Origin of the sequence: Dactylosporangium sp. CA-152071 (assembly GCF_050936335.1) — a bacterium.
Lineage (GTDB): Bacteria > Actinomycetota > Actinomycetes > Mycobacteriales > Micromonosporaceae > Dactylosporangium > Dactylosporangium maewongense.
In genome coordinates this window covers 7,132,545-7,158,303 of sequence record NZ_JBNJMZ010000001.1, presented here as the reverse complement: position 1 = coordinate 7,158,303, position 25,759 = coordinate 7,132,545, and the positions used below count along the sequence as shown (strand labels likewise).

The 25,759-nt window shown below is 72.8% G+C and carries 21 protein-coding genes; 12 read left to right on the top strand and 9 right to left on the bottom strand.

Going from position 1 to position 25,759, the window contains the following annotated elements; all coding sequences use genetic code 11:
• Positions 1 to 23 precede the first annotated feature (23 nt).
• On the top strand, positions 24 to 1,622 hold the full coding sequence (locus tag ACQEVZ_RS32160) for a hypothetical protein (RefSeq protein ID WP_344501600.1): 1,599 nt from the start codon (positions 24 to 26) through the stop codon (positions 1,620 to 1,622).
• On the opposite strand, the gene pruA is transcribed toward ACQEVZ_RS32160, so the two are convergent.
• Positions 1,619 to 3,238 carry an L-glutamate gamma-semialdehyde dehydrogenase gene (gene pruA, locus ACQEVZ_RS32155; protein ID WP_344501601.1) on the bottom strand — a complete coding sequence of 540 codons (1,620 nt, stop codon included), beginning with the start codon at positions 3,236 to 3,238 and terminating at the stop codon, positions 1,619 to 1,621. The genes ACQEVZ_RS32160 and pruA overlap by 4 nt on opposite strands.
• A gap of 106 nt (positions 3,239 to 3,344) precedes the next feature.
• On the opposite strand from pruA, the gene ACQEVZ_RS32150 reads away from it, so the two are divergent.
• Positions 3,345 to 4,196, top strand: coding sequence for a hypothetical protein (locus tag ACQEVZ_RS32150; RefSeq protein ID WP_433373424.1), 852 nt, complete (start codon positions 3,345 to 3,347; stop codon positions 4,194 to 4,196).
• A gap of 19 nt (positions 4,197 to 4,215) precedes the next feature.
• Here ACQEVZ_RS32150 and ACQEVZ_RS32145 read toward each other — a convergent pair whose 3' ends face one another.
• Positions 4,216 to 4,722, bottom strand: a complete 507-nt coding sequence (locus ACQEVZ_RS32145; RefSeq protein ID WP_344501603.1) for a DUF6912 family protein — start codon at positions 4,720 to 4,722, stop codon at positions 4,216 to 4,218.
• A gap of 115 nt (positions 4,723 to 4,837) precedes the next feature.
• Between ACQEVZ_RS32145 and ACQEVZ_RS32140 the strand changes: the two genes are divergently transcribed.
• Both ACQEVZ_RS32140 and ACQEVZ_RS32135 read left to right on the top strand, forming a co-directional pair.
• Positions 4,838 to 5,071 carry a helix-turn-helix domain-containing protein gene (locus tag ACQEVZ_RS32140; RefSeq protein ID WP_344501604.1) on the top strand — a complete coding sequence of 78 codons (234 nt, stop codon included), beginning with the start codon at positions 4,838 to 4,840 and terminating at the stop codon, positions 5,069 to 5,071.
• Between the two features lie 164 nt (positions 5,072 to 5,235).
• Positions 5,236 to 5,997 carry an Rv3235 family protein gene (locus ACQEVZ_RS32135; protein WP_433373419.1) on the top strand — a complete coding sequence of 254 codons (762 nt, stop codon included), beginning with the start codon at positions 5,236 to 5,238 and terminating at the stop codon, positions 5,995 to 5,997.
• A 1,118-nt stretch (positions 5,998 to 7,115) separates the two neighbouring features.
• On the opposite strand, the gene secA is transcribed toward ACQEVZ_RS32135, so the two are convergent.
• Complete coding sequence (gene secA / locus ACQEVZ_RS32130; RefSeq protein ID WP_433373416.1) at positions 7,116 to 10,022, bottom strand: preprotein translocase subunit SecA; 2,907 nt, start codon at positions 10,020 to 10,022, stop codon at positions 7,116 to 7,118.
• 172 nt (positions 10,023 to 10,194) lie between these two features.
• On the opposite strand from secA, the gene ACQEVZ_RS32125 reads away from it, so the two are divergent.
• From ACQEVZ_RS32125 to ACQEVZ_RS32115, 3 genes are read left to right on the top strand one after another with little or no spacing between them, the layout of a single operon-like run.
• On the top strand, positions 10,195 to 11,343 hold the full coding sequence (locus ACQEVZ_RS32125) for a GNAT family N-acetyltransferase (RefSeq protein ID WP_354890932.1): 1,149 nt from the start codon (positions 10,195 to 10,197) through the stop codon (positions 11,341 to 11,343).
• On the top strand, positions 11,340 to 12,392 hold the full coding sequence (locus ACQEVZ_RS32120; protein ID WP_433373412.1) for a GNAT family N-acetyltransferase: 1,053 nt from the start codon (positions 11,340 to 11,342) through the stop codon (positions 12,390 to 12,392). The genes ACQEVZ_RS32125 and ACQEVZ_RS32120 overlap by 4 nt, the downstream gene beginning before the upstream one ends.
• A gap of 40 nt (positions 12,393 to 12,432) precedes the next feature.
• Positions 12,433 to 13,518: a glycerophosphodiester phosphodiesterase gene (locus ACQEVZ_RS32115; protein WP_344501609.1), complete on the top strand. Its 1,086-nt coding sequence runs from the start codon at positions 12,433 to 12,435 to the stop codon at positions 13,516 to 13,518.
• Between the two features lie 48 nt (positions 13,519 to 13,566).
• On the opposite strand, the gene hpf is transcribed toward ACQEVZ_RS32115, so the two are convergent.
• The 5 genes from hpf to mtrA all read right to left on the bottom strand — a co-directional run bounded on the left by hpf (position 13,567) and on the right by mtrA (position 19,447).
• The gene (hpf, locus tag ACQEVZ_RS32110) at positions 13,567 to 14,190 is read right to left on the bottom strand and encodes a ribosome hibernation-promoting factor, HPF/YfiA family (protein WP_360559541.1); all 624 of its coding nucleotides are present in this window, start codon (positions 14,188 to 14,190) and stop codon (positions 13,567 to 13,569) included.
• A 329-nt stretch (positions 14,191 to 14,519) separates the two neighbouring features.
• Positions 14,520 to 15,194: a ComF family protein gene (locus ACQEVZ_RS32105; RefSeq protein WP_433373407.1), complete on the bottom strand. Its 675-nt coding sequence runs from the start codon at positions 15,192 to 15,194 to the stop codon at positions 14,520 to 14,522.
• 8 nt (positions 15,195 to 15,202) lie between these two features.
• On the bottom strand, positions 15,203 to 17,074 hold the full coding sequence (locus ACQEVZ_RS32100; protein WP_433373404.1) for an LpqB family beta-propeller domain-containing protein: 1,872 nt from the start codon (positions 17,072 to 17,074) through the stop codon (positions 15,203 to 15,205).
• Positions 17,071 to 18,729 (bottom strand): MtrAB system histidine kinase MtrB, encoded by a 1,659-nt coding sequence (gene mtrB, locus ACQEVZ_RS32095; protein WP_433377115.1) that lies wholly within the window; start codon positions 18,727 to 18,729, stop codon positions 17,071 to 17,073. The genes ACQEVZ_RS32100 and mtrB overlap by 4 nt, the downstream gene beginning before the upstream one ends.
• Before the next feature lie 28 nt (positions 18,730 to 18,757).
• Positions 18,758 to 19,447, bottom strand: a complete 690-nt coding sequence (gene mtrA, locus ACQEVZ_RS32090) for an MtrAB system response regulator MtrA (protein ID WP_033364613.1) — start codon at positions 19,445 to 19,447, stop codon at positions 18,758 to 18,760.
• 120 nt (positions 19,448 to 19,567) lie between these two features.
• On the opposite strand from mtrA, the gene ACQEVZ_RS32085 reads away from it, so the two are divergent.
• From ACQEVZ_RS32085 to ACQEVZ_RS32065, 5 genes are all read left to right on the top strand, one after another.
• Positions 19,568 to 20,416 (top strand): hypothetical protein, encoded by an 849-nt coding sequence (locus tag ACQEVZ_RS32085; protein ID WP_433373400.1) that lies wholly within the window; start codon positions 19,568 to 19,570, stop codon positions 20,414 to 20,416.
• On the top strand, positions 20,413 to 20,973 hold the full coding sequence (locus tag ACQEVZ_RS32080; RefSeq protein ID WP_344501614.1) for a DUF4129 domain-containing protein: 561 nt from the start codon (positions 20,413 to 20,415) through the stop codon (positions 20,971 to 20,973). Before ACQEVZ_RS32085 ends, ACQEVZ_RS32080 begins: the two co-directional genes overlap by 4 nt.
• Complete coding sequence (locus tag ACQEVZ_RS32075) at positions 20,970 to 22,313, top strand: DUF4350 domain-containing protein (RefSeq protein ID WP_433373397.1); 1,344 nt, start codon at positions 20,970 to 20,972, stop codon at positions 22,311 to 22,313. The genes ACQEVZ_RS32080 and ACQEVZ_RS32075 overlap by 4 nt, the downstream gene beginning before the upstream one ends.
• A 17-nt stretch (positions 22,314 to 22,330) precedes the next feature.
• On the top strand, positions 22,331 to 23,326 hold the full coding sequence (locus ACQEVZ_RS32070) for an AAA family ATPase (RefSeq protein ID WP_433377112.1): 996 nt from the start codon (positions 22,331 to 22,333) through the stop codon (positions 23,324 to 23,326).
• 78 nt (positions 23,327 to 23,404) lie between these two features.
• Entirely contained in the window at positions 23,405 to 24,751 is a 1,347-nt protein-coding gene (locus ACQEVZ_RS32065) for a DUF58 domain-containing protein (RefSeq protein WP_433373394.1), read from the top strand.
• Here ACQEVZ_RS32065 and ACQEVZ_RS32060 read toward each other — a convergent pair.
• Positions 24,748 to 25,743, bottom strand: coding sequence for a stage II sporulation protein M (locus tag ACQEVZ_RS32060; protein WP_433373391.1), 996 nt, complete (start codon positions 25,741 to 25,743; stop codon positions 24,748 to 24,750). The two genes, ACQEVZ_RS32065 and ACQEVZ_RS32060, sit on opposite strands and share 4 nt — an antisense overlap.
• Between the last annotated feature and the right edge of the window lie 16 nt (positions 25,744 to 25,759).

The window sequence follows — 25,759 nt, the reverse complement described above, 5'->3', positions numbered from 1 at the left end:
CCAAACCTATAAGGTCACCAGTCGTGACGAGAGTTGCACTGGTCGGCTGGCTGGGTCGGTTGGCGGCGGACGAGCTGGGCGCGGTGCTGCGCCGCCGTCCCGACGCGCTCGGGGCGCCGCCGCCGGAGGACCTGGTGCAGCTGGCCGCGCGGCTGACCGCCCGGACCGGCGTCGACGAGGTGGTGGCGCGGCTGCCGCTGCCGGCCGTGCAGGTGCTGGAGGCGCTGGGCGGCGGACCGGATCCGGTGCCGCTGCCGGAGCTGGCGGACCGGCTCGGCGTCGCCGCCGACGACCCGGCGCTCGACGCGACCCTGCAGGTGCTGCTCCAGCGGGCGCTGGTGTGGCCGTCGGAGGACGACACCGCGCTGTTCACCACGGCGCAGCTGCCCGCCCCTTCCGGGCATGACGCGTTCGAGCCGGTGCCGCCGGCGCCGTCGCTGCGGCCCGCCGATCGGACCGAGGTGCGCGACGCGGCGGTACAGGCGGCGACACTGCTGCTGGAGCGGCTTCCGGTGCTCCTCGACGCGGCGGCGGCGCGCCCGCTGAGCCGGCAGCGCTCCGGCGAGGTCGCGGTGCGGGAGCGGCGCCGGCTCGCGTTCACGACCGGCCTCGACGAGCCGACGGTGGCGCTGCTGGCGGACCTCGCGGTCGCGGCGCGGCTGCTGGGGCCCGACGGGGTGCGCTTCGTGCCGACGCTCGCCTACGACGAGTGGGCCGACCGGGCGGCCGCGGACCGGCTCGCCAGGCTGCTGACGCAGTGGTGGTCGGGCGAGCCGCTGCGGCAGGTCGTGGTGCGGGCGCTGCACGAGCTGCCCCCGGACACGGCCGTCGCCGACGTGGAGTCGTTGGCGCCGCTCGTACGGTGGACCGCGCCGCTGCAGACGAGGGCCCTGGACGACCTCGGGTCCGTGGTGGCCGGCATCGTCGACGAGGCCACCCTGCTGGGCGTGTGCGCGGCCGGGGCGCTGAGCCCGCTCGGCCGGGCGCTCGCCGACGGGCGGGGCGTCGCGGAGGTCGCGGCGCGACTGCTGCCCGCGGGGCCGCCGGCGGACACCCTGCACGTGCGCGGGGTCGGCAGCGTGATCGTCAGCGAGGACACCGACCTGCTGGACTCGCTGGTCGCCGACGGCACGCTGGCGGCGCTGAAGCTGCGCCGGGTCGCGCCGACCGTCGCCGGGTCGGCGCTGTCACCCGTGGACACCCTCGCGGCGCTGCGGGCCGCCGGCTACCGTCCGGCCCGCGACGCCGGCCCGGGGCCGGTCCGGCTGCACCGCGCGCGGGTCGACCACGCGCGCCGCCCACCCGCGCGGGCCACCGTGGACCCGGGCGAGCTGGCGGCGCGGTTGCTCGTGCCGACGCAGCGGACGCCCGATCCGTTGGAGCTGATCCGGCAGCGGGCGCCGCAGCTGCGCGCCGACCAGGCCCAGCTCCTCGCGACCGCGGTGGAGGACGGCTCGCCGGTGTGGATCCGCTACGTCGACGCGCAGGGCCGCGCCTCCGAGCGGGTCATCGACAACGCGCACCTGTCCGGCTCCACCATCGACGCGTGGTGCCGGCTGCGCCGCGACGACCGTGCCTTCACCCTGGACAAGATCGTCGCGGTCGCACCAGCGCGGGTCTAGCCCATGTGCGGGTAGCGGTGGTCGGTCGGCGGCACGAACGTCTCCTTGATCGTCCGCGGCGACGTCCAGCGCAGCAGGTTGTGCCACGATCCGGCCTTGTCGTTGGTGCCGGAGGCGCGCCCGCCGCCGAACGGCTGCTGCCCGACGACCGCGCCGGTCGGCTTGTCGTTGACGTAGAAGTTGCCGGCGGCGAAGCGCAGCGCGTGCGTCGCCCGCTCGACGGCCTGCCGGTCGGTGGCGAAGATCGAGCCGGTGAGCGCGTAGGGCGCGACCGACTCGGCCTGCGTGACGACGGCGTCGTAGTCGGCGTCGGGGTAGACGTGCACGCCGAGGATCGGGCCGAAGTACTCGGTCGTGAAGACCTCGTGCGTGGGGTCCGTGGACTCGACGACCGTCGGCCGGACGAAGAAGCCCTCGCTGTCGTCGGTCGTGCCGCCTGCGACGACGGTGCACGACGGCGAGTTCTTGATCCGGTCGAGGGCCTGGGCGTGCCGGTCGAACGCCCGCCGGTCGATGACGGCGCCGCCGAAGTTGCTGAAGTCGGTGACGTCGCCGTAGGTCAGCTCGTCGGCGGTGCCGGTGAGCTGGTCCTTGATCTTCGCCCAGATGCTGGCCGGAACATACGCGCGGGACGCCGCCGAGCACTTCTGGCCCTGGTACTCGAACGCGCCGCGGATCAGCGCCGTCGTCAGCGCGGCCGGGTCGGCGGACGGGTGGGCGATCACGAAGTCCTTGCCGCCGGTCTCGCCGACGATCCGCGGGTAGGAGCGGTACTCCCGCTCGGCGACGGTCCGGTTGAGGGTGCGGAACACGGCGGTCGAGCCGGTGAAGTGGATGCCGGCCAGGTCGCGGTCGGCGAGGGCGACCTCGGACGTGGCGAGCCCGTCGCCGGTCACCAGGTTGATCACGCCGGCGGGCAGGCCGGCGGCCTCGAACAGCCGCATCGTCAGGTGCGCCGCCAGCTGCTGCGTCGGCGACGGCTTCCACACGACGGTGTTGCCCATGAGCGCGGGCGCGGACGGCAGGTTGCCGGCGATCGCGGTGAAGTTGAAGGGGGTGATCGCGTAGACGAACCCCTCCAGGGGCCGGTGGTCGAACCTGTTCCACACGCCCGGCGACGACTTCGGCTGCTCGGCGAGGATCTGCTGGGCGAAGTGGACGTTGAACCGCAGGAAGTCGATCAGCTCGCAGGCCGCGTCGATCTCGGCCTGGATCGCGGTCTTGCTCTGCCCGAGCATGGTCGCGGCGTTGAGCGTGTCGCGCCACGGGCCGGCGAGCAGGTCGGCGGCGCGCAGGAACACCGCGGCCCGCTCGCTGAACGGCAGGTCGCGCCAGCCGGCCGCGGCCCGCTTCGCCGCCTCGACGGCGTCGGCGGCGTCGGCGGTCGTCGCGTTGTGGGTGACGCCGAGCACGTGCCGGTGGTTGTGGGGCTGCACGACGTCGATCGGCTCGCCCGACGCCATGCGCTCCTTGCCGTCGATCGTCATCGTCAGCTCGAACCGCTCGCCCGCCAGGTCGGCCAGGCGGCGCTGCAGGCTCTCGCGCTCCGCCGACCCCGGCGCATAGCCGCGGACCGGCTCGTTGGTCGGGTCAGGCACGGCGAACAGGCCATCCATCACGGGACTCCAGATCTCTACTCGGCAACGTCGGCGAGGTTTCCTCTCATCTTCCCACGGTCCCCTGAACCGTCGTTCGGGTCGCTTCCGCGTACGCTGCTAGCTCGTGGCAACAAAGGTCGTCTCGTCTCAGGTGGAACGCCGGCCCTACACGGTGGTCGTCGTCGCGCTCATGCTGCTCGCGCTGACTCTCTGGTCGACCTACAGCGTCATCGCCAACGCCGCGAGTGAGTTCCTCGTCACCACCCTGGCCGCCCTGGTGCTGCCGAGCATCCTGCTCGCCACGGCCCTCGCCGGTGGCGCGGCCGGGGTGCTGGCCGCCGGCCTGCTGCCGTGGCGCCGGCTGTTCGCGGGCGCCGCCGGTGGTCTGGTCGTGGGGCTGCTCGCGACGGGCGGGATGCTGCTGGCGTACCACCATGGGCCGGCCGTGCCGTACGTCGCGGCGGTCGTGGCCGTGACGGGCGCGCTCGGCGGTGCGGCGGCCGCGTTCCGCTTCCTGGAGGCGGTCACGGCCGGGATCGCCGGCGGCGTGGCGGCCACCGCGCTGGGGCTGGTCGTCGCCTACTTCCAGAACGACCTCGTCGACCTCTTCGGCAACCAGGAGACCGTCGGCACGATGGCCGAGGCCGCGTCACGCCTGCAGCTGACCACGTCGATCCTCAGCGGCGTGCTGGCCGGTGTGGTCGCGTTCATCGCCCTGCGGCGCACCGGTGCCGCCCTGCCGTGGCCCGTGTACCCGGCGGCGGGCGCCACGGCCGGGGTCGTCACCCTGGTCGCGACGCTGCTGGGCTGGCTGGGGCGGCTGCCGCTGACCGCCGTCGTCGAGGACTACAGCGCCTTCGACGCGCAGATCATCTACAGCCGGCTGCCGGAGCAGATCAACCACGGGATGATCGTGCTCTTCGCGGGCGCCTTCACGGCGATGATCCTGGTCGGCCGGACGATCCGGCGCGCCTAGCTCTTCGCTGTCTTCGCTGTTACTGGATGAGCTGGTCCAGCTCGGACGGGTCGTACCACTCCAGCTCGTGATCCTCGGCGCCGTCGACGGTGAACTGCGCGTCGGGGTCGCCGGCCGCGGCCTCCTCCACCACCTCCGCGGCGGCCGACACCTCCGGCTCCGCGTCGCGGCCGTCGACGTGGATGGCGGCGACCGCCCGCAGCGGCACCTTGCCCGACACCTCGACCTGGCTCGACCCGAGGTCCAGCCCGGCCATCTTCAGCGCCTTCTCCGGCAGGTCCACGCAGAGCACGACCCTGCGCCGCGGCGCCTTGGGATCGTGGCGCAGCAGCCGCAGCGCGCTCTGCGCCGCCCGGGTGAACGCGACGTACTCCAGCTCCTCCTCGTCGCCTTCCGCGTACCACTCCCGCAGCGCGGGCGTGACGGCGTGCGCCTCGGACGGTGGGGGCAGCTCGCCGCTCTCCCGCAGGACGGCCAGCTGGGCGAGGGTCGCGGGCAGGTACACACGGGTGAGGTCACTCGTCACGCCACCTGTACTACACCCTCATCGCCGTTTTCGGTGCGGAAACGCCCATGTGTCCCTCAGCGCTCGTGGGGGGCCGTCCGGGGCTGTCGGGGCCTAACGGTGGCAAACTGAGGTCATGGAGCCGCGATTCCTGCTCATGGCCGACGTCGCCGAGCAGTTGAACGTGTCGACGTCGCAGGTCTACCACATGGTCCGCAGCGGCGAGCTGCCCGCGATCAAGGTCGGCGGCCGGGGCCAGTGGCGGATCGAGCGCTCCAAGCTGGAGGAATACATCGAGCGCAAGTACGCGGAGACGGCGGAATGGGTGCGTTCGAACCCGCTCACGGACCGCTTCGACGACGCGCTGTAGCCCCTGCCCACCCGCGCAAAGCGACGCTTACCCATTGTCCAGATTTATCATCTCTTTGCGGTCGAGTTGATCTTGCGTTTGCTTACGTTTGCCTTGACCGGGGTTCGGTACGGTCTTAGAAAGGAGGAGGCAAACGTAGGCAAACGCAAGGATCGGGGGAAGTCATGGCGCCCACCACGACGCCCACTCGCCCACGCCGCGCCCGCACGTCGGCGTCCCGCCCCGGCACCGCGGCCACCACCTCGCCGTCCCGCCGCGCAGCCCGCCCGCCCAGCGACGCGCCCACCCCATCGGCCTGCTCCCCCGCCGGCGCGACCGACCGCCCGGCGGCTCTGGCCGGTGGCGCCGCTGATCACTCGGCGGCAGTGGCCGGTGATGCGGCCGTCGTGGCCCGTCCCGCCCCGCCGCTCGACCCGCCGTGCGAGGAGGCCGTGGTCCGCCGGCCTTCACAACCCACCGGCGGCATGGACTTCCTGCCGGGTGACTGGGTGGCGTTCCCCACCAGGGCGGCCCCCGCCTCCGCCCGCCAGGCCCCGGCACCGCCCTCGGCCGGGACGCCCGCACTGTCACCGCCGCACCCGTCCGCCCAGCGGTTCGTCGGCATGTGCGTCGAGATCCTCAACGGCTACCGCCCGGCCTCCCACCTGCGCCAGGTCACCCACCCGAAGCACTGCACCGCCATCACCGACCAGCTGATCCGCCGGACCGTCCGCGTCCGCATGACCCCGTCGCACGCCGCCCGCCAGGGCCACCTCGTCCGCGTCAGGCGCATGCTCGTCACCGAACCCCTGCCCGGCATCGCCGAGCTGGTCGCCATCCTCGAGCAGGGCTCCGCCACCTGGGCGATGGCCGTCCGCCTGGAGCGCATGCCCCACCGGACCACGGGCCACCCCACCTGGCTGTGCACCCTGGTCCAGGTCGTCTGAAGCCCCGGTGCCGCCCGCCGAGGGAGGGCGGCAGGCGGCACCGGCCCAAGCCCCCGATCCCCCCGCCACACCGCCCGTCCCGGCACGGGGCAGGACGGGCCCCGACAGGGCAGCGGGAGCCCTCACCCGGTCAACCTCGCGGACCGGGTAAGGCTCCCGCTGCCCGGCACCCCACTCACCACCGAGACCCACCACCGAGGTCCGCACAGACCCCCGGTGCGCCCGCTGGAGGGGCGGCGGGCGCACTGGGACTCCACCCACCCCTCCACCCCAAGCCCCGGGTGCACCAAGCTTGAGCGACGGTAGGCGCCCCGGGGCACTCCACCCACCCGCCCAACTCCAGATCCCCCTGCGCCCGTCTTGAACAGCGGCCGGGCGCACCGGACTCCACCCACCCAGGCCCCGGGCACCTGCCTTGAGCAACGGCGAGCACACCAGGGCTCCCCCCTCAACCCCAAGTTCCCAGCGCGCCATCTTTGAGCAACAGGGGGCGCACCGGACTCTCCGCTCAACCCCATGCCCCGGCGCTCGCGGGAGGTCGGCGGGCACACTGGGACTCCATCCACCCCTCAACGCAGTCCCTGGGTGCACCCCAACCCGAGCAGCGGCAGGCGCAACGGGGCACTCCACCCGCCCGCCAACTCCAGATCCCCGGCGCCCGCCTTGAACAGCGGCGGAGCGCACCGAACGACCTCGCCCGCAACCCGGCCGCCCGCGGGAGGGGCGCTGAGCGCGCTGGGACTCCACCCACCCTCAATCCCAAGCCCCGGGCGCACCCAACCTGAGCAGCGGCGGGCGCCCCGAGACTTCACCCGCCCGCCAATCCCAGATCCCCGGCGCCCGCCTTGAACAGCGGCGGGGTGCATCGGACTCCGCCCACCCGCCAATCCCAAGTCCTGGCGCGCCCATCTTGAGCAGCAGCGGAGCGCACCAGACGCCACTCATCCGCCCAACCCAAGTCCCCGCCTTGGGCGGCGGCGGCGGGCGCACCGGGACTCTGCTCCCCTGTGCGCTCGTGAGGGGCGGTGGTTCAGGTGCGGACATGCGGACGCCCGCCGAGCTGCGACACGAAGGCAGCAGCGCGGCGGGCGTCCGGTGGGGCTGGCAGGCGGCGCGGGTCAGGCGCCGCCGGGGGCGCCGTGGCAGCGCTTGTACTTCTTGCCGGAGCCGCAGGGGCAGGGGGCGTTGCGGGAGGGGCCGTTGCCGGCGACCGCCTGGCCGGGGGAAGGCTTGCGGGCCGCCGACGGTGCCGCCGGGCCCGAGCGGCGCACGCCGGGAGACGGCGACGACGACGGGGCCGGGCGGGTGGTGCCGCTGCCCAGGCCGAGGGCGGGCGCCTCCTCCTGCTGCTCGATGTGCACGCCCGCCTCGCCGTCGATGGTCGGGGCGGAGTACTGCAGCGCACGCGGCATGCGGTTGCCGCCGAGGCCCTTGGCGCGGATCTCGACGTGCGGCTCGGGCAGCGGGACGTTGGCGCCGGTCGCGGCGGCCGCGGCCACGTCCAGCACCGGGGCCGGAGCCTCCTCGACCTGGACCTCCAGGTTGAAGAGGAAGCCGACGGCCTCTTCCTTGATGCCTTCCTGCATCTGCTGGAACATGTCGAAGCCTTCGCGCTGGTACTCGACCACGGGGTCGCGCTGCGCGTAGGCCCGCAGGGTGATGCCTTCCTGCAGGTAGTCCATCTCGTAGAGGTGCTCACGCCACTTGCGGTCGATGACGTTGAGCAGGACCTGGCGCTCCAGCTCGCGGACGGCCTCGGCGCCCAGCTCCTCCTCGCGGCGGTCGTAGGCGGCGTGGGCGTCGTCGATGAGCTGGTTCTTGAGGAACTCGGGGTCCAGCGAGCCGCCGGCCTCCTCCTCCAGGTCCTCGATGGTGACGCCGACCGGGTAGAGCTGCTTGAGGTTCGTCCACAGCTGCTCGAGGTCCCAGTCCTCGGCCGTCTCGCCGAGGGAGGTGGCGGAGGTGACGTAGTCGCCGACGACACCGTCGATCATGTTGCGGACCTGCTCGCTGAGGTCCTCGCCGTCCAGGACGCGCTTGCGCTCGGCGTAGATGACCTTGCGCTGCTTGTTGAGGACCTCGTCGTACTTGAGGACGTTCTTGCGGATCTCGGCGTTCTGCGCCTCGATCTGGGTCTGCGCGCTCTTGATCTGGCGGGTGACCATCTTGGACTCGATGGGCACGTCCTCGGGGATGTTGAAGCGGTCCATGACCGCCTCGACGGCGCTGGCCCGGAAGCGGCGCATCAGCTCGTCCTGCAGGGACAGGTAGAAGCGGGACTCGCCGGGGTCGCCCTGACGGCCGGAGCGGCCGCGGAGCTGGTTGTCGATGCGGCGGGACTCGTGCCGCTCGGTGCCCAGGACGTAGAGGCCGCCGGCGTCGGTGACCTCGTCGGACTCGTCCTCGACCATCTTCTCCCAGCGCGGGAGGGCGTCCTCGAAGGCGGCCGAGTACTCGTCCGGGCCCTCCACCTCGTCGAGGCCGCGCTGGCGCAGCTCGGCGGCGGCGAGGTACTCGGCGTTGCCGCCGAGGAGGATGTCGGTGCCACGACCGGCCATGTTGGTGGCGACGGTGACGGCGCCCTTGCGGCCGGCCTGCGCGATGATCTCGGCCTCTTTGGAGTGGAACTTCGCGTTGAGGACGGAGTGCGCGACGCCACGCTTACGCAGCAGCTGCGACAGCAGCTCGGACTTCTCGACGGAGACGGTGCCGACGAGGATCGGCTGGCCGAGGGCGTGCCGCTCGACGATGTCGTCGACGACGGCGTTGTACTTCGCCTTCTCCGTCTTGTAGATCACGTCGGGGTGGTCGACGCGGACCATGGAGCGGTGGGTCGGGATGGAGATGACGCCGACGCCGTAGACCTTGTTGAACTCGGCGGCCTCGGTCTGGGCGGTGCCCGTCATGCCCGACAGCTTCGAGTACAGGCGGAAGAAGTTCTGCAGGGTGATCGACGCGAGCGTCTGGTTCTCCTGCTTGATCTCGACGCCCTCTTTGGCCTCGATCGCCTGGTGCATGCCCTCGTTGTAGCGGCGGCCGTGCAGGATGCGGCCGGTGAACTCGTCGACGATGAGGACCTCGCCGTCGTTGACGACGTAGTCCTTGTCGCGCTTGTAGAGCTCCTTGGCCTTGATGGCGTTGTTCAGGTAGCCGACCAGCGGGGTGTTGACCGACTCGTAGAGGTTGTCGATGCCGAGCTGGTCCTCGACCTTGCCGACGCCGCGCTCGGTGACGGAGATCGTGCGCTTGGACTCGTCGACCTCGTAGTCGCCGTCGCCGTCCTTGCCGCGCTTCAGGCGGCCGACGACGCGGGCGAACTCCTGATACCACCGAGCGGACTGCTCGGCCGGGCCGGCGATGATCAGCGGGGTGCGGGCCTCGTCGATCAGGATCGAGTCGACCTCGTCGACGATCGCGAAGTTGTGGCCGCGCTGCACGAGCTCGTCACGCGACCACGCCATGTTGTCGCGCAGGTAGTCGAAGCCGAACTCGTTGTTGGTGCCATACGTGATGTCGCAGTCATACGCGGCCCGGTGCGCCGACGACGGCTGGTTGGGCAGCACGGTGCCGACGGTCAGGCCGAGGAACCGGTGCACGCGGCCCATCCACTCGGCGTCGCGCTGGGCGAGGTAGTCGTTGGTCGTGATGACGTGCACGCCCTTGCCCGAGAGCGCGTTGAGATATGCGGGGAGCACGCAGGTGAGGGTCTTGCCCTCACCGGTCTTCATCTCGGCGATGTTGCCGTAGTGCAGGGCGGCGCCGCCCATGACCTGCACGTCGTAGTGTCGCTGACCGAGCACCCGGGAGGCGGCCTCGCGGGCGACCGCGAACGCCTCAGGCAGGATGTCGTCCAGCGTCTGACCGTCGGCGAGCCGCTCCTTGAACTGGTTCGTCATGTCGGCCAGCTCTTCGTCGGAGAGGTCGGTGTACTCCTCCTCCAGCGAGTTGACGGCATCTGCGACAGCCTTCAACCGCCGCACCTGGCGACCTTCGCCGGCGCGGAGGATCTTCTCGAAAATCGACACGGGTCAGCGCTCCCTTAAACGTCTGCGACCCATCGTAGGCGGCTTCTTGCCCGAACTGCCGCCCCCGCCCACCCACTCTACGGACACTGATGGACAAAGCCGTACAAATCGCTTCGATGTACCGAAGAAATATCCGCCGACAGCGGGCACATTTGGGGCAGGATCGGCGGTCATGGAGCCGATCGAACTGACCACCGGCGACGGGCTCGTCCTGCGCGCCTGGCATGAGGACGACGCCGAGGACGTCTTCCTCGCCTGCCAGGATCCCCTGATTCAGCGCTGGACCATGGTGCCTGTGCCTTACCTGCGGGAACAGGCCGCCGCCTACGTGCGGGAGATGTCACGGGCCGCGTGGGTCACCGAGACGTCGGCGCCGCTCGGGGTGTTCGACGCCCGCACGGGTGAACTGCTCGCCTCCGCCGGCCTTGTCACCCTCGACCTGCGCAACCGGCAGGGCGAGCTCGGCACCTGGGTGGCGCCCTGGGCGCGCGGGCGGCGGGTCGCCGAGCGGGCCGGCCGGGCCGTCGCGCACTGGGCGTTCGAGGTGCTGGGGCTCACGAAGCTCGTCTGGCGCGCCGAGGTCGGCAACCACTCGTCGAAGCTCACCGCCGAGCGGATCGGCTTCACGTTCGACGGCGTGGTGCGGGCGCTGCTGCCGGCGAAGGAGGGCGGGTTCGTCGACGGCTGGCATGGGGTGATGCTGCCCGGCGAGGTCTGCGACACACCCCCGGCGTGGGTCGCTCCGGGCGGCCCGGGCGCGCTGCGCGCCCACACGTTCTGCACCCCGCCGGTCCGCCTGCCGGCCGGGCCGGGCACGCTGCGGCTGGCCCGCGACGGCGACCTGGACGACCTGGTGATGACGTTCCGCGACCCGGAGACCGTCCAGTGGACGTCGGTCCCCCTGGACTACGGCCCGGAGCATGCCATGGACTTCATCCACCACCGGTACCCGAACGGCTGGCTGCAGGGCACGGGGGTGGGGTTCGTGGTCGCGGACCCCGACGACCGGTTCGCCGGCACCATCGACCTGCGGATCAACCCGATGGACCCGGTCAGCGCGGAGCTGGGCTTCTCCTCCGCGCCGTGGATGCGGGGCAAGGGCTTCATGACCGAGGCGGCGCGCGCGATCTGCGGCTTCGGGTTCGACCGGCTCGGCCTGGGCCGGATCGTCTGGCGCGCGCACGTGGGCAACATCGGATCGAGGAGGGTGGCGGAGAAGGTGGGATTCGTGATCGAGGGCGTCCAGCGGGACAGCTGCGAGCAGCGCGGCACGCGGGTCGACGGCTGGGTGGCGACCCTGCTCAAGCGGGACCTGAAATGACCGTCGCGCTCAGGCCGTTCCGGGACGAGGACGCCGACGCGGTCGCCGAGGCGTGCGGCGACCCCGCCATCGCGCACTACCTGCCGTTCCTGCCCCAGCCGTACACCCGCGACGACGCCCTGGCGTTCTTCCGGCAGAAGCCCGGGGACCCGGCGATCGTCGACGCGGCGACGGACCGGGTGCTCGGCGCGATCGGGTCGACGCCACGCGGCACCGGCACCGTGGAGGTCGGCTACTGGGTCGCGCCGTGGGCCCGCCGGCAGGGGGTGGCGTCGGCGGCGCTGGAGCAGTTCAGCGCCGGGCTGTTCGCGCAGGGGCTGCAGCGGCTGTACCTGGTGACGGCGCTGACCAACGGCGCCAGCCAGCGGGTCGCCGTCGCCGGCGGGTACGTCCGGGAGGGCGTCGCCCGGGCCGCCTCGCAGGCCGCGGACGGCAGCTGGCAGGACATGGTCGTGTGGGCCAGGACCGCCGGCGACCCGCCCGGCCCCAGCGCCCGCGCCCTGCCGGACCTGCCCGGTGGCGTGCTGACCGACGGCGTCGTCGCGCTGCGCCCGATCGGCGAGGAGGACGGGCCCAGCACGTACCAGATGCGCAGCCGCCCGGACGTCAGCGGCAGGTCAGTCGTCGGCACCCCGATGGACCCGGCCGTCGTGACCCGTCAATGCGCCGAGTCGGTGTCGAAGTGGCTGGCCGGCCAGCGGGCGGAGATGACCATCCGGGACGCCGACGGCGGCACCTACCTCGGCGAGATCGCGTTGTTCTACTTCGAGCCGCTCCTGCGCGAGGCGATGATCGGCTACAGCCTCACCCCGGAGGCGCGCGGCAAGGGGTGCGCCTCCCGCGCCGCCCGGCTGGTCACCGCGTGGGGCTTCGAGATCGGGATGGCGAGGATGACCGCCGGCACCGCCCCGGACAACGTCGCGTCGCAGCGGGTCCTGGAGGCGGCCGGGTATCACCGCGAGGGCCTGCAGCGCAGCCGGCTGCCCGGCCCGGACGGCACCCGGATCGACAACATCCAGTTCGCCAAGCTGCGCCCGGCGGCAACCTAGGCGTCATGTGGCGTTGCCGTGTGCCCGAGACAGTCTGGGCATGCGTCGACGTGCAGTGATCTCCGGCATCTCGGTGGCCGCCGGGGCGGCGGTCCTTCCACAGGCCCTCGTCAGCCCCGCGGCCTCCGCCCACACCACGAAGCCGCGGCCGGCCCGGCCGCTCGTCATCGGGCACCGCGGGGCGAGCGGCCACCGGCCCGAGCACACCCTGGCGGCGTACCGCCTGGCGATCGCGATGGGCGCGGACTTCATCGAGCCCGACCTCGTGCCCACCAAGGACGGCCAGCTCGTCGCCCGGCACGAGAACGAGATCTCGGGGACCACCGACGTGGCGTCGAAGCCGCAGTTCGCGGGCCGGCGGACCACGAAGACCATCGACGGGGTCAGCGTCACCGGCTGGTTCACCGAGGACTTCACCCTCGCCGAGCTCAAGACGCTGCGCGCGGTCGAGCGGCTGCCCGCGGTCCGCCCGCACAACACGATCTACGACGGGCTCTTCGAGATCCCGACCCTGCAGGAGGTCATCGACCTCGCCCGCTCCGCCGGCGTGGGCATCTACCCGGAGACGAAGCACCCCACGTACTTCGCGTCCGTCGGGCTCGCGCTGGAGCCACTGCTCGCCCGGATCCTCAAGCGCAACGGGCTGGCCGGCCGCAACGCGAACGTCTTCCTGCAGTCCTTCGAGCCGACCAGCATCAAGAAGCTGCGCGGCCTGGTGGACACGCCGTCGGTGGTGCTGCTCGACGCGGTCGGCTCGCCCTTCGACTTCCGCAGCAGCGGCGACCCGCGGACGTGGGCGGACCTCGCCAAGCCGGCCGGCCTGGACTGGCTCAAGACCTTCACCAACGGCGTGGGCGCGACGAAGAACCTGGTCATCGCGCGGGACCCGGCCGGCAACCTGCTGCAGCCGACGGCGCTGATCGGTGACGCTCACGCGCGCGGCCTGAAGGTGCACTCCTGGACGTTCCGCAACGAGAACCAGTTCCTGCCGCTCAACCTGCGCAAGGGCACCGACCCCAACGCGTGGGGCGACGTGATCGGCGAGATCAGGACCTTCCTGGCGGCCGGGCTCGACGGCGTCTTCGCCGACTACCCCGACACCGCGGTCCTGGCCCGCGACCTGTGAGCGGACGGCGGGCCGGTTCACACCGGCCCGCCGTTCGGCGGCAACGGCTCAGGTGCCGAGGCTCATGACCCCGTAGTCGTACGCCTTGCGGCGGTAGACGACGCTGGGCCGGCCCGACTCCTTGTCGTTGAAAAGGTAGAAGTCGTGGCCGAGCAGCTCCATGTGGAACAGCGCGTCGTCCACGGTCATCGGCTCGCCCGGGTGTTCCTTCTCCCGGACGATGTGCCACGGCTGGTCGTCCTGCTCGTCGATCAGGTCGAAGGACTCGGCCTCGACGTCGGCGAGTGTGGCGACGCTCGCGCGCTCAGGTTGTGTGAACGCCAGCGACGCGGTCGCCGCGGCGACGGAGACCGGCGCGTGCCGCCCCCGGTGGACGCGCCGGCGGTCGGCGGCCCGGCTCAGCCTGCTGTCCAGCTTGGCGATGGCGGCGTCCAGCGCACTGTAGAAGTCGGCGGCGCAGGCCTCCGCCCGGATCACCGGCCCTCTGGAGACACACGTGATCTCCACACGCTGACAGTGATCGGATTGGCGCGGATTGCGCTCGTGAAACAACTCGACGTCGACGCGGATGAGCTTGTGGTCGTATCGCTCGACCTTCTGCAGCTTGTCTGCGACGTGCTGCCGGTAATGGTCGGGCACCTCGACGTTGCGGCCCTTGACGACGATGTCCACTCCTGGCCTCCCCCACGGGTCTAGCTAAAGAAACGGGTTTGGGTTCGGTTGTTGTCCGGACTGCTCGGCCGGATCGCGCCTCCCCAGAGGCTGAGCCTTCGCGGCACGCGACCGAAACGGACGGGGCAGGGTCCTCCCTTCCGAACCGGCGCTTCGCGAACGCCGGCAAGGTCTTCGGTCAGGTCGTCTCTCGACGTTAAACCGAGGACAGCCGCTAGTCACCCCTGGTTCACAAGAACTCTCCGATCAACTTCTGAATCCCTCCTCGCGGATTACCCCGAGTGGCGCACGAAGTAACGTTCCGCTCAAACCGGGACGAAGGGCGTTAGCTACGCGGCACGCTGCGTAGCGGCCAGAACGGCCACGCGGTGGACCCGGACGCCCGCGGCGGCGAGCCGCGCCGTGGATGCGGCGAGGGTCGACCCGGTGGTGATGATGTCGTCGACGAGGATCACGGCACCGCCGACCGGCCTGCCCCGTCCCCGCACCGCGAAGGCCTGCGCGGCCGCGCGGGCCCGCTCGGTGGCCGACAGCTCGGTGGAGTCCTCCCGCTTCGGCAGCGCCCGCAGGAGCCCTTCCACCCGCACCTCGGCGCCCCGCCGGCGCAGCGTCGCGGCCGCGGCGACCGCGAGCCGGTCGACGTGGTCGCCGAAGCGCCGCCTGGCCGCCGCGCTCGTGGCCGGCACCGGCACCAGCGTCACCGGCCCGGCACCGGCCGGCACGGACGCGGCGACGACCCTGGCGAGCAGCCCGCCGAGCACCGGCGCCAGCTCGTGACGGTTGCGCTCCTTGTACTGGATGAGCATCCGCCGCACGGAGCCGGCATACGCGGCGAGGGCGAAGACCGGCGGCAGCCCCGGCGGCTCGGGCACCGGCCGCGTGCGCCCCGGCCGGACGGCGGCGAGCGCCGCGCGGCACTGCTCGCACAGCGGCCCGGTCGCCGGCTCGTCGCACCCGGCGCAGGTGGCCGGCAGCACGAGGTCCAGCAGGTCGGCGAGCAGCATGACGCCCGTCAGTCCGCGTAGAACGGCGACTTGGCCACCAGCTTCGCCGGTGGGGAGGTCGACGGGCCGGGCGCCGCCCCGGGAAGCACGTCCTGCTTGAGCTCGTCGACGGAGCTGCCGAACACCCCGCGGCCCTGCTGCCCCCCGTCCTGGAACACGACGGACACCGCCTGCTCCGACTGCCTGCTGGTCGGGTCGTTGGTGCGCGCCGACAGCTCGGTGACCAGGACGGCGGGCGGGCTCGGGTTCAGCGGCAAGGGCCGCTCGCCGGTGCCGTCGATGCTGGTCCACGCCATCGAGTAGGTGCCGGCCGCCCTGTCGTTGAGCGGGTTCGGCCCGCCGCCGATCGCGAGCGTGGTCTCGGTGATCCAGCCGACGGCCTTGTTGCTGCTGAGCGTGTTGGGGACCGGGTGCCGCTCGCCGAGCGTCAGGTTGCCGTTCTCGAACCGCAGCGCCGCGATCATGGCCTTGCCGCCCACGATCAGGGCGATCCGCCGACCGTCGGGCGACACCGAGAAGGCCGAGACATTGGTCAGGCTCTCCCCGTTGGGACCGGGCACGACCACGGCCTGCGGCGGCTCGCCGCCGCTCCCCGGCGGCGTGACCGCCCACAGCTTGGCGCCGTCGGTGACCAGGAACCGCTGCGCCGGACGGTTGATCCACACCGGCCGGCTCAGGTTGGCGCCCATCTCGGGGGCGAGGACCTCGACGTACTTGGGCTCGCCCGTGCCGGAGTTGACGAAGAGCTGCTGCTTCGCGCCCACCTTGCGGACCAGCGCCGCCCTCGTGCGCGCCCGGTTGATCGTCGCCGACAAGACCGCCTTGTTCCACTCGCTCGGGCCGAACAGCGACGGGGGGTCGCGGGTGACGGTGAGCTGGCGGACCGACTCGTTGACGACGGCGAACTTCTCCAGGTCGGGCTCGCCCTGCACGGCGGCGTTGTCGTCGAGGTAGCCGTCGGAGACGTTCGTGGTGTCCTTGGCGTTCTCGAAGGAGAGCAGGACGACGGGGTGCCCGGGGAGCGACCACCGGATCTGGCTCGCCAGCCTGCGCAGGTCGTCGGCGCTCTTGCCGGCCGCCTTCGCGCTGAGGTTCACGTCCACGCTCTGGTCGTCCCTGAGCGTCGGGCTGCCCTTCGTCTCGATGTCGGACGGCCTGTCGACGACCGAGCTGAGCCACGACGACGGCCCGTCGACGAGCCACTGCACGACCTCGTTGACCTTCTTCGACGCCGGCAGCACGTTGGGCATGTAGCGCAGGTCGGGCACCAGCTTCGGCGCCTCGACGTCCTTCTCCCAGAAGTAGATGGGCTGGCGGGTGTACGACGACGCCAGCCCTTCGGTGCTCAGCAGCATGAACGGGGGCACCTTGGACAGCAGCAGCTGGCCGCCGACCTGCTCGCCCTCGAAGTCGAAGTTGAGGCCGCGCTCCCAGGTGGGGTCGTTCTGCCCGGCGCCGAGCCGGCCCTTGGGGTCGAGCTGGCCGACGCGCTCGAAGTGCGCCTTGACCACGATCCGGCCCTTTTCGTCCGGCGGCGAGGGTGTCAGGGTCGCATCGACCACGACCAGCTGCGCCGGCGGGCGCCAACCGGCCGCGGTCTCCTTGGTCATGAAGGTCTTCATCCGGGTCTGGGTCTCCGACCCCGCGTCAGACGGATCGGCGCTGGTGATGTTGCCGCCGACCGATGTCTTCAGGAAGCTGTTGACCAGTGCGATCAGGCTCGTGATGCCGTCGGGCTTGGGCGGCTCCTCCGCCCGGCCCTGGGCGCGGCTGGGCGCGGCGGCCGGGCCGACGTATTTCGGGTCGGTGCTGTCGGGCAGCCCACAGCCTCCTGCCGCCAGAGCGACCACGACCAGCACGGCCGTGAAGCGCCTCATCATGGCGTCTCCCCGATCAGGGCGGCCTCGTCGGCGCGGGCGTCGTCGGGCACCAGGCGCAGCGGCGAGGAGACGAGGCGGTCGCCGGAGCGCACCGGCAGCGTCAGGCGGAACTGGGCGCCCTTGCCGGGCGCGCCCCAGGCCTCCAGCCAGCCGCCGTGCAGCCGGGCGTCCTCCAGGCTGATCGACAGGCCGAGGCCGGTGCCGCCGGTCTGCCGCGCCCGGGACGGGTCGGCCCGCCAGAAGCGGTTGAACACGAGCTTCTCCTCGCCGGTCTTCAGCCCGACCCCGTGGTCGCGCACGGTCACCGCCACCGCCGACTCGTCGATGGCCAGGGTCACCACGACCGGCTTGCCCTCGCCGTGCTCGATGGCGTTGCCCAGCAGGTTGCGCAGGACGCGCTCGACGCGCCGCGGGTCGACCTCGGCGATCGCGCCGTCCTCCGGCGCCTCGACCCGCAACGGTACTTTGCAGCGCTCGGCGAGCGGCTCGAGCCGCTCCGCGACCCGGCGCACGATCGGCGCGAGGTCGGTCGGCTCGGCATCCAGCGCGGCGAACCCTGCGTCGAAGCGGCTGATCTCCAGCAGGTCGGTGAGCAGGTCCTCGAACCGGTCCAGCTCGGCCTGCAGCAGCTCCGCGCTGCGCGCGGCCGCCGGGTCGAACTCGTCGCGGTAGGCGAAGAGCAGGTCCGCCGCCATCCGCACGGTGGTCAGCGGGGTCCGCAGCTCGTGCGACACGTCGGACGTGAAGCGCCGCTGCAGGCGCGACATCTCCTCCAGCCGCACGATCTGCCGCTGCAGGTTGGCCGCCATCTGGTTGAACGCGGCGGCGAGCCGGGCCAGGTCGTCCTCGCCCTTGACCTGCATGCGCTGGTCGAGCAGGCCCGCGGAGAGCCGCTGCGCGGTGCGGGCCGCGACCCGGACGGGCTTCACCACGAGCCGGGTCATGGTCGCCGCGATCAGGGCGAGCAGCGCCACGAGCGCGACGCCGGTCGCCGTCACCACCAGCGCGACGAACTCGACCAGGTCGTTCTCGGCCTTCAGCGGCAGCAGGTAGTACAGCTCCAGCGGCTCGCCGCCGGTGACGATCGGGGTGCCCATGACCAGGAAGCGGGTCGGCCCCTGCCCGACGTCCAGGGTCTCGATCTGCTGCCACGTGCCGGGCTTGCGGCCGCCGACGACCGACTCGCGGAGCTGGCGCATCGAGCTCTGCTGCATCACCGAAGCCGCTTCGGTGTCCGGCGAGGCGGTCCCCGGCGTGCCCTGCCGCAGGATGACGACCTCGGAATCGGGGATGTCCATGGAGCTGGCCAGGTCCAACGCCACGCTCCGCATCTTCCCGGGCAGCCCCGGGTCGTCGGCCTGGGTGTAGCCCTCCAGCTGCCTGGCCGCCTCGCGGGCGCCGCGCAGGATCTGGTCCTCGGAGGTGTCGACCTGGGTGCGCAGCACGCCCTGGCTGATCAGGTAGGCGACCGTGTAGCCGAACGCCGACACCAGGATCGCCGAGAGCAGCAGCGTGATGCCGACGACGCGGAACTGCAGCGACCGGCGCCACTGCCTGCGGGCGGCGGCGTAGAAGCGGCGCAGCCGCCGGCTCGCGGCATGCGGGATCAGCCGCTTCGGCCGGAAGCGGCGGACCTGCACGATGATCGGGTCGATGCGTACCAAAGTGAAACCTGTCTGGAACTCAGCCCGTGCCGGCCTTGTAGCCCACGCCGCGCACGGTCAGGATGATCTCCGGCTTCTCCGGGTCGGGCTCGATCTTGGCCCGCAGCCGCTGGACGTGCACGTTGACCAGGCGGGTGTCGGCGGCGTGCCGGTAGCCCCAGACCTGCTCGAGCAGCACCTCGCGGGTGAACACCTGGCGCGGCTTGCGGGCCAGGGCCACCAGCAGGTCGAACTCGAGCGGCGTCAGCTTGACCTCCTCGCCGTCGCGCATGACGGTGTGCGCCGGCACGTCGATGGTGATCTGGTTGCCGGGTGGGCCGATGGTCAGCAGCTCGGGGGCGACGTCCTCGCCGCGACGCAGCCGGGCCCGCATGCGCGCGACCAGCTCCTTGGGCTTGAACGGCTTCATCACGTAGTCGTCGGCGCCCGACTCGAGCCCGAGCACCACGTCGACCGTGTCGCTCTTGGCGGTGAGCATCACGATCGGCACGCCGGACTCGGCGCGGATGGACCGGCATACGTCGATGCCGCTCATGCCCGGCAGCATCAGGTCGAGCAGGACGATGTCGGGCCGACTGTCCCGGAACGCGCCGAGTGCACGCTCCCCGTCCGCGACGAAGGACGGGAGGAAGCCTTCGCTGCGCAGGACGATGCCGAGCATCTCGGCAAGGGCGGGGTCGTCGTCGACCACCAGGACGCGGGCTCTCATGCGGTCCAATATTTCACCTCGACGCCCGAAGATGGGAACCCGATGCCCGATCTTGGTCAGTTTCCGGCCATCTGGTCAGGGCGGGCCGCCGGGTTCGCGCCTGCCGACTACGGTGTCCGCGTGGACCAGCACAGCCCGGTGATCCCACTGCGTCCGCTCACCTTCGGTGAGCTGCTCGACGCGGGGGTGCTGCTGCTGCGCGCCAATGCCCGGTTGTTCCTGGTCGCCGCGTTCGTGCTGGCGGTGTGCGAGCAGGCCGTGCTGTTTCCGCTGCGCTCCGTCGCCGGGGCGGACGGCACGACGGACGTCTTCGACGCCGACACCGGGATCTGGTGGCTGGTCTTCTGCTGCGGCCTGACCACGGAGGGCATCGTGCTGGCGCTGCTCGGCGGGCTGACCGGGGCGGCCGCCGGGCCGGCCCTGCTCGGGACCCCCGCACCGGCCCGCGACCTGCTGCGCGTGTGGGGGCGACGGGCGCCGGCGCTGATCGTCCTCGCCATCTCGGTCGGCCTGATCCTGCTGCCGAGCGCGGTCGTGGCGCTGCCGTGGTTCTACTTCTTCGGCGCGATCGGCCTGGCCGCGCCCGCGCTCGTGGTCGACCGGGTCGGGCCCGGGGCGGCGCTGGTGCGCTCCTTGAACCTGGCGCCGGTCGGGCTGCGCGGCGTGGCGATCCGGCTGGGCGGCTACGGCGGCTGGGCGGCGATCCGGGTGGCGATCGGCCTGGGCACCGCCGCGCTGCTGGACACCGTGCTGCCGAGCGACGCGCTGGTCTACGAGATCGTGACGGTGGCGGTGTGGGTGCTGGCCAACACCGTCGTGTATGCCGCGCTCGCCAGCGTCGACGCCGTCCTGTACCTGGAGAGCCGGATGCGGGTCGAGGGGCTCGACGTCGCGGTCGGCCGCTCCCGCCGGCTCGGCCGCCCCGTCGACCTGGCCCAGTCCGCCCTCTCCGGTGCGGTGCAGCGATGACCCGCGGCTGGGCCGAGTTCCTCGAGCGGCTGTCCGCGGCGATCGGGCTGCCGCTGCTGGTCTTCCTCCTGCTGCTGCTGTCGGTCGTCGGCGGCGTCCTGTACTACTTCTTCCCGCGCTGGGTCCCGAAGCGTTTCCCGCGCCTGCGCCGGAGGAAGCGGAAGAAGAAGGACGTCGAGGAGCCGGAGACGGCCGCGCCCGAGGAGGTCGAGGCCGAGGTCACCGAGCCGTCGAGCGGCGACACGCTGCCCGACCTGCCGGCCAAGGTGTTCCTGAGCCTCGCCGACCGGCTGGCCGCGGAGGGCCGCTACGCCGAGGCGGTCCGCGAGCGGCTCCGGGCGATCGTGCGGGGGCTCGCCGACAGGCGCGCCGTCGAGGTGCTGCCCGGCATGACCGTGACCGAGGTGGCCCACGCCGCCTCCGCCGTGGTGCCGGCCGCCGAGCCGGCGCTGCGCGGCGCGACCGGGATCTTCTCCGACATCTGGTACGGGCAGATCCCCGCCACCGAGGAGCACGACACCCTGATGCGGCGGTACGCGGCGGAGGTCGACGCATGAAGAAGGCGCGCTCCCGGCGGTGGCTGCGGGTCGTGGTCCCACCCGTCGCCGCCCTGCTGGTCGTGATCACCGGCCTGGTGCTGTACCAGTGGGAGCAGCCCGACGAGGACGACGCCGCCTACCTGTCGCCGGTCAGCACGGCGGCCATCGGCGCGAGCACCCTCGCCGACCGCGTCCGCGCGGCCGGGGTCACGATCGCCCGGGTCGGCAGCACCGCCGACGCGTTCCTGGCCGAGAACCGCGGCGACGTGACGATCCTGCTCACCACCCCGCAGTTCGTGCACCCCGAGTACCTGCGGCGGATGGCGCTGCTGCCGGGCTCGACCCGGGTCGTGCTCGTCGAGCCCAGCAAGCAGACCCTCCTGCGCGCGCAGATGCCGCTCACCACCGGCCGGCGGGCCCTCGCCGGATCGGTGAGCGCGCCGGGGTGCGACTACCGGCCCGCGGCCGACGCCGGCCCGGCGGGGATCCACCGGACCAGCTACGGCCCCGTCGACCCGGCCGCCGAGGAGGAGTTCGCCCGCTGCTACGACGACTCGCTCATCGTGTTCAGCCGGGGCTGGACCACCACGACGGTCGCCGGCTCCGCGGACCCGTTCCGCAACGACCGCATCGGCGAGGCCGGCAACGCGAGGCTCGCCACCAGCCTGCTGACCACCAGGCCGCGGCTCGTCTGGGTCGACCTGCACCGGCACGAGTCGCCGCCGGAGCCGGTGCGGGACCCCGCCCCTCCCGTGCCGACGGCGACGCGGACCCCCAGCGCCGAGCCGACCGCCACGCCGACCCGCGACCAGGACCTGCCCAGCTCCGGCCCCAGCCGGTCCAGGGGCGCACCGCCCAGCCCGGACCCCGGCGCGACGCAGGCCGGCAGCCGCGGCGAACCCGCCAACCCGCTGTGGGAAGCCTTCCCGGCGTGGGTCTACGTGGTCGCCGTGCTGCTCGTCGTCGCGCTCCTGCTGTACGCGCTGGCCAGGGCGCGCCGGATGGGCGGGCCGGTGGTGGAGCCGCTGCCGGTGGTCGTGCGCGCCGGCGAGACGGTCACCGGCCGGGGCCGGCTGTACCAGCGGGCCCGGGCGCGCGACGAGTCGCTGCGGACGCTGCGGGCGGCCGCCGTGGCCCGGATGGCGCGGCTGCTGCGGCTGGAGCCCGGCACCGATCGCGCGACACTCGTGGCCGCGGTCGCCGCGTGGAGCGGCTGGCCCCACGATGTCGTCGACGACACGCTGTTCGGCCTGCCGCCCGCGGACGACGAGGCGCTGGTCGCCGCGGCCGTCCGGCTGGAGATGCTCACCGAGGCCGTGACCAACGAACAACCCCACGCAGAAGGAGCACGACGGTGACCGACACCGCTATCCCGCTGGCACAGCCGGCGCCAGAGCCGACAGCGGGGCCGGTCGGGGACCCGCAGGAGGCCCGCGCCGCCCTCGGCCGGCTGCGCGCCGAGGTCGGCAAGGTCGTCGTCGGCCAGGACGCCGTCGTGTCCGGCATGGTGATCGCCCTGCTCGCCCGCGGGCACGTGCTGCTGGAAGGCGTGCCGGGCGTGGCGAAGACGCTGCTCGTGCGCACCATCGCCGCGGCGCTGGACCTGGACACCAAGCGGGTCCAGTTCACCCCCGACCTGATGCCCGGCGACGTCACCGGTTCGCTGATCTTCGACGCCCGCACCGCCGAGTTCGAGTTCCGGGAGGGGCCGGTCTTCACCAACCTGCTGCTCGCCGACGAGATCAACCGGACGCCGCCGAAGACCCAGGCGTCGCTGCTGGAGGTCATGGAGGAGCGGCAGGTGTCGGTGGAGGGCCGGGCCCGCCCGCTGCCGGACCCGTTCCTGGTCGCCGCGACGCAGAACCCGATCGAGTACGAGGGCACCTATCCGCTGCCGGAGGCGCAGCTCGACCGGTTCCTGCTGAAGCTGACCGTGCCGCTGCCGACCCGCGACGAGGAGCTCGGCGTGCTGCGCGCGCACCACCACGGCTTCGACCCGCGCCGGCTGCGCGACGCCGGGGTGACCGCCGTCGCGACCGCGGCCGACCTCGCCGCCGGGCGTGCCGCGGTGCAGCGGGTCGCGGTCGCCGACGGCGTCCTCGCGTATGTGGTCGACCTCTGCCGCGCGACCCGCGTGTCGCCGTCGCTGGAGCTCGGCGCCTCGCCGCGCGGCGCGACGGCGCTGCTCGCCGCGGCGAAGGCGTGGGCGTGGCTGACCGGCCGCGACTACGTCACCCCCGACGACGTGAAGGCCCTCGCCCGGCCGACGCTGCGGCACCGGGTGCGGCTGCGGGCCGAGGCGGAGCTGGAGGGCGTCACCGCCGACGCGGTGCTCGACTCGGTCCTCGCGACCGTGCCGGCCCCTCGATGAACGCGGTGTCCGCGTGACCGCCTGTCTTCCGTGCGGGAGCGGCTTCGTGACCGCCTGGCTTTGCGTGGGGGTGGATTCGTGATCACGTGGCGGCCGGCCGCGCTCGTCGCCGCCGGCACGCTCCTGCTCGCCCTGGCCGGCATCGCCGCCGGGGACGCGGTCGGCGGCGGCTGGCTGTGGCTCGGCGCCGCGGTCCTGCTCGCCGGCGTCGCCGCCGCGTGCGCCGTGGACTACTTCGCCGCCGTGCCGCCGCGCGCGCTGACCCTGTCCCGGTCCGGGCACCAGTCGCTGTGGCTCGGCGACACCGGCAGCGTCGAGCTGACCATCCGCAACGGCGCCGACCGGCCGTTCGTGGGGCGCGTCCGCGACGCGTGGGTGCCGTCCGCCGGCGCGTTCCCCGCCGAGCAGGAGGTCCGGATCGAGCCGGGGCGGGCCGTGAAGCTGACGACGTCGCTGACCCCGACCCGCCGCGGCGACCGGCCCGCCGTCCGGGTGACCCTGCGCTCCCATGGGCCGTTGCGGCTCATGTACCGCCAGACGACGCGCCGGACCGCGGACGCCATGACCCCGTCGTGGCGGGTCCGGGTCTACCCGGCGTTCGCGTCCCGGCGGTTCCTGCCGGAAAAGGTCGCCAGGCTGCGGGTCCTGGACGGGTCGGTGGTGACCCGCGGGCGGGGTCAGGGCACCGAGTTCGACACCCTCCGCGAGTACGTCGTCGGCGACGACGTCCGCTCGATCGACTGGCGCGGCAGCGCCCGCCGCTCCGACGTGGTGGTCCGCACCTGGCGGCCCGAGCGCGACCGGCGGCTCGTCTGCGTCCTGGACACCGGCCGGACGTCGGCGACCCGGATCGGCGACGAGCCCCGGCTCGACGCGGCGATGGACGCCGCGCTGCTGCTCGCCTCCGTCGCCGCCCGCGCCGACGACCGGGTCGACCTGCTCGCCGTCGACACCACGGTCCGCGCCTCGGTGACGAACGTCGACAAGAGCACGCTGCTGTGGCGCCTCGTCACCGCGATGGCCCCGCTCCAGCCGGCGCTCGTCGAGACCGACTTCGGCCTGGTCGCCGGCGAGGTGCTGCGGCGCGAACGGAAGCGGGCCCTCGTGGTGCTCTTCACCGCGCTGGAGCCGGGCGCGCTCGGCGACGGCCTGCTGCCGGTCCTGCCGCAGCTGGCCGCGAAGCACCGGGTCGTCGTCGCCGCGGTGCACGACCCGGAGCTGAGCCGCATGGCCCAGGTCCGGCCCGGCGCGACCCCGGCCGACGTCTACGCGGCCGCCGCCGCGCAGCGCACCCTCGCCGAGCGGGAGCGGGTCAGCGCCGCCCTGCGCCGCCACGGCGTGGAGGTGGTCGACGCCCCGGCCGACGTGTTCGCGTCCCGGGTCACCGACCACTACCTCGCCCTGAAGACCAGCGGCCGGCTCTAGGCCACCGGGACCGCGGCCTCGCTCAGTTCCTCCGGGAGGTCCGTCGACACGCCACGCAGTTCCGCGGCCCGGCCGAGGATCACGACGTACGCCAGGAACCCCAGCCACACGACGGCGCCGATCGCGTCCTTGACCAGCATCGGCAGCTCGGACGGCGTCAGGAAGCCCTCCAGGACGCCGCTGACCAGCAGCACCACCACGAGCCCGAGCGCGACCAGCATCCCCTCCCGGGCCGCCGCCACCAGCGCCCGGCCGCGGGTCCGTAGCGGGCCGGGCACGATCCACGCCCACCCGATCCGCAGCCCCACCCCGGCGCCGACGAAGACGGCGGTCAGCTCCAGCAGGCCGTGCGGCATGATCAGGCCGAAGAACACGTCACCGCGCCCGTACGTGATCATCACGCCGCCGGTCAGCCCGATGTTCAACGCGTTGTTGAACAGCACGATCAGCACCGGCAGGAGCAGCACGCCACCGGCGAGGCACTCCGCGGTCAGCACCGCGTTGTTGGTCCAGACGCGCAGCGTCGAGTTCTGCGCCTGGAACTCGCTGTAGTAGCCGACGAACTCGCTCTGGACCATCTTCGTGATCGTCGCGTCGTCCATGAACAGGTCGGCGACCTCGGGGTTGGCCACCACGTACGCCATGATCCCGAACGTGACCAGACTGAACACCGTCGCCACGGCCGACCACCACGGCCACGCCCGGTAGACCGCCAGCGGGAACGTCTCCGTGAAGAACCGCCCCACGGTCCGCCACGAGAACGCCGGCGCCCCCGTGATCGCGTTGCGGGCCGCCAGCACGAGGCGGGACAGGTGGGCGACGAGCGCCGGGTCGGGCGACCGGCTGCGCACGGCGGACAGGTGCGTCGCCGCCCGCTGGTAGAGCGCGACCAGCTCGTCGGCCTCGGCGGCACTCACCCGCCGCCGGCGCGCCAGCTCGTCCAGCCGCCGCCACTCGGCGGAGTGCTCGGCGACGTATGCGTCCAGATCCACGACGGCAGCGTAGACG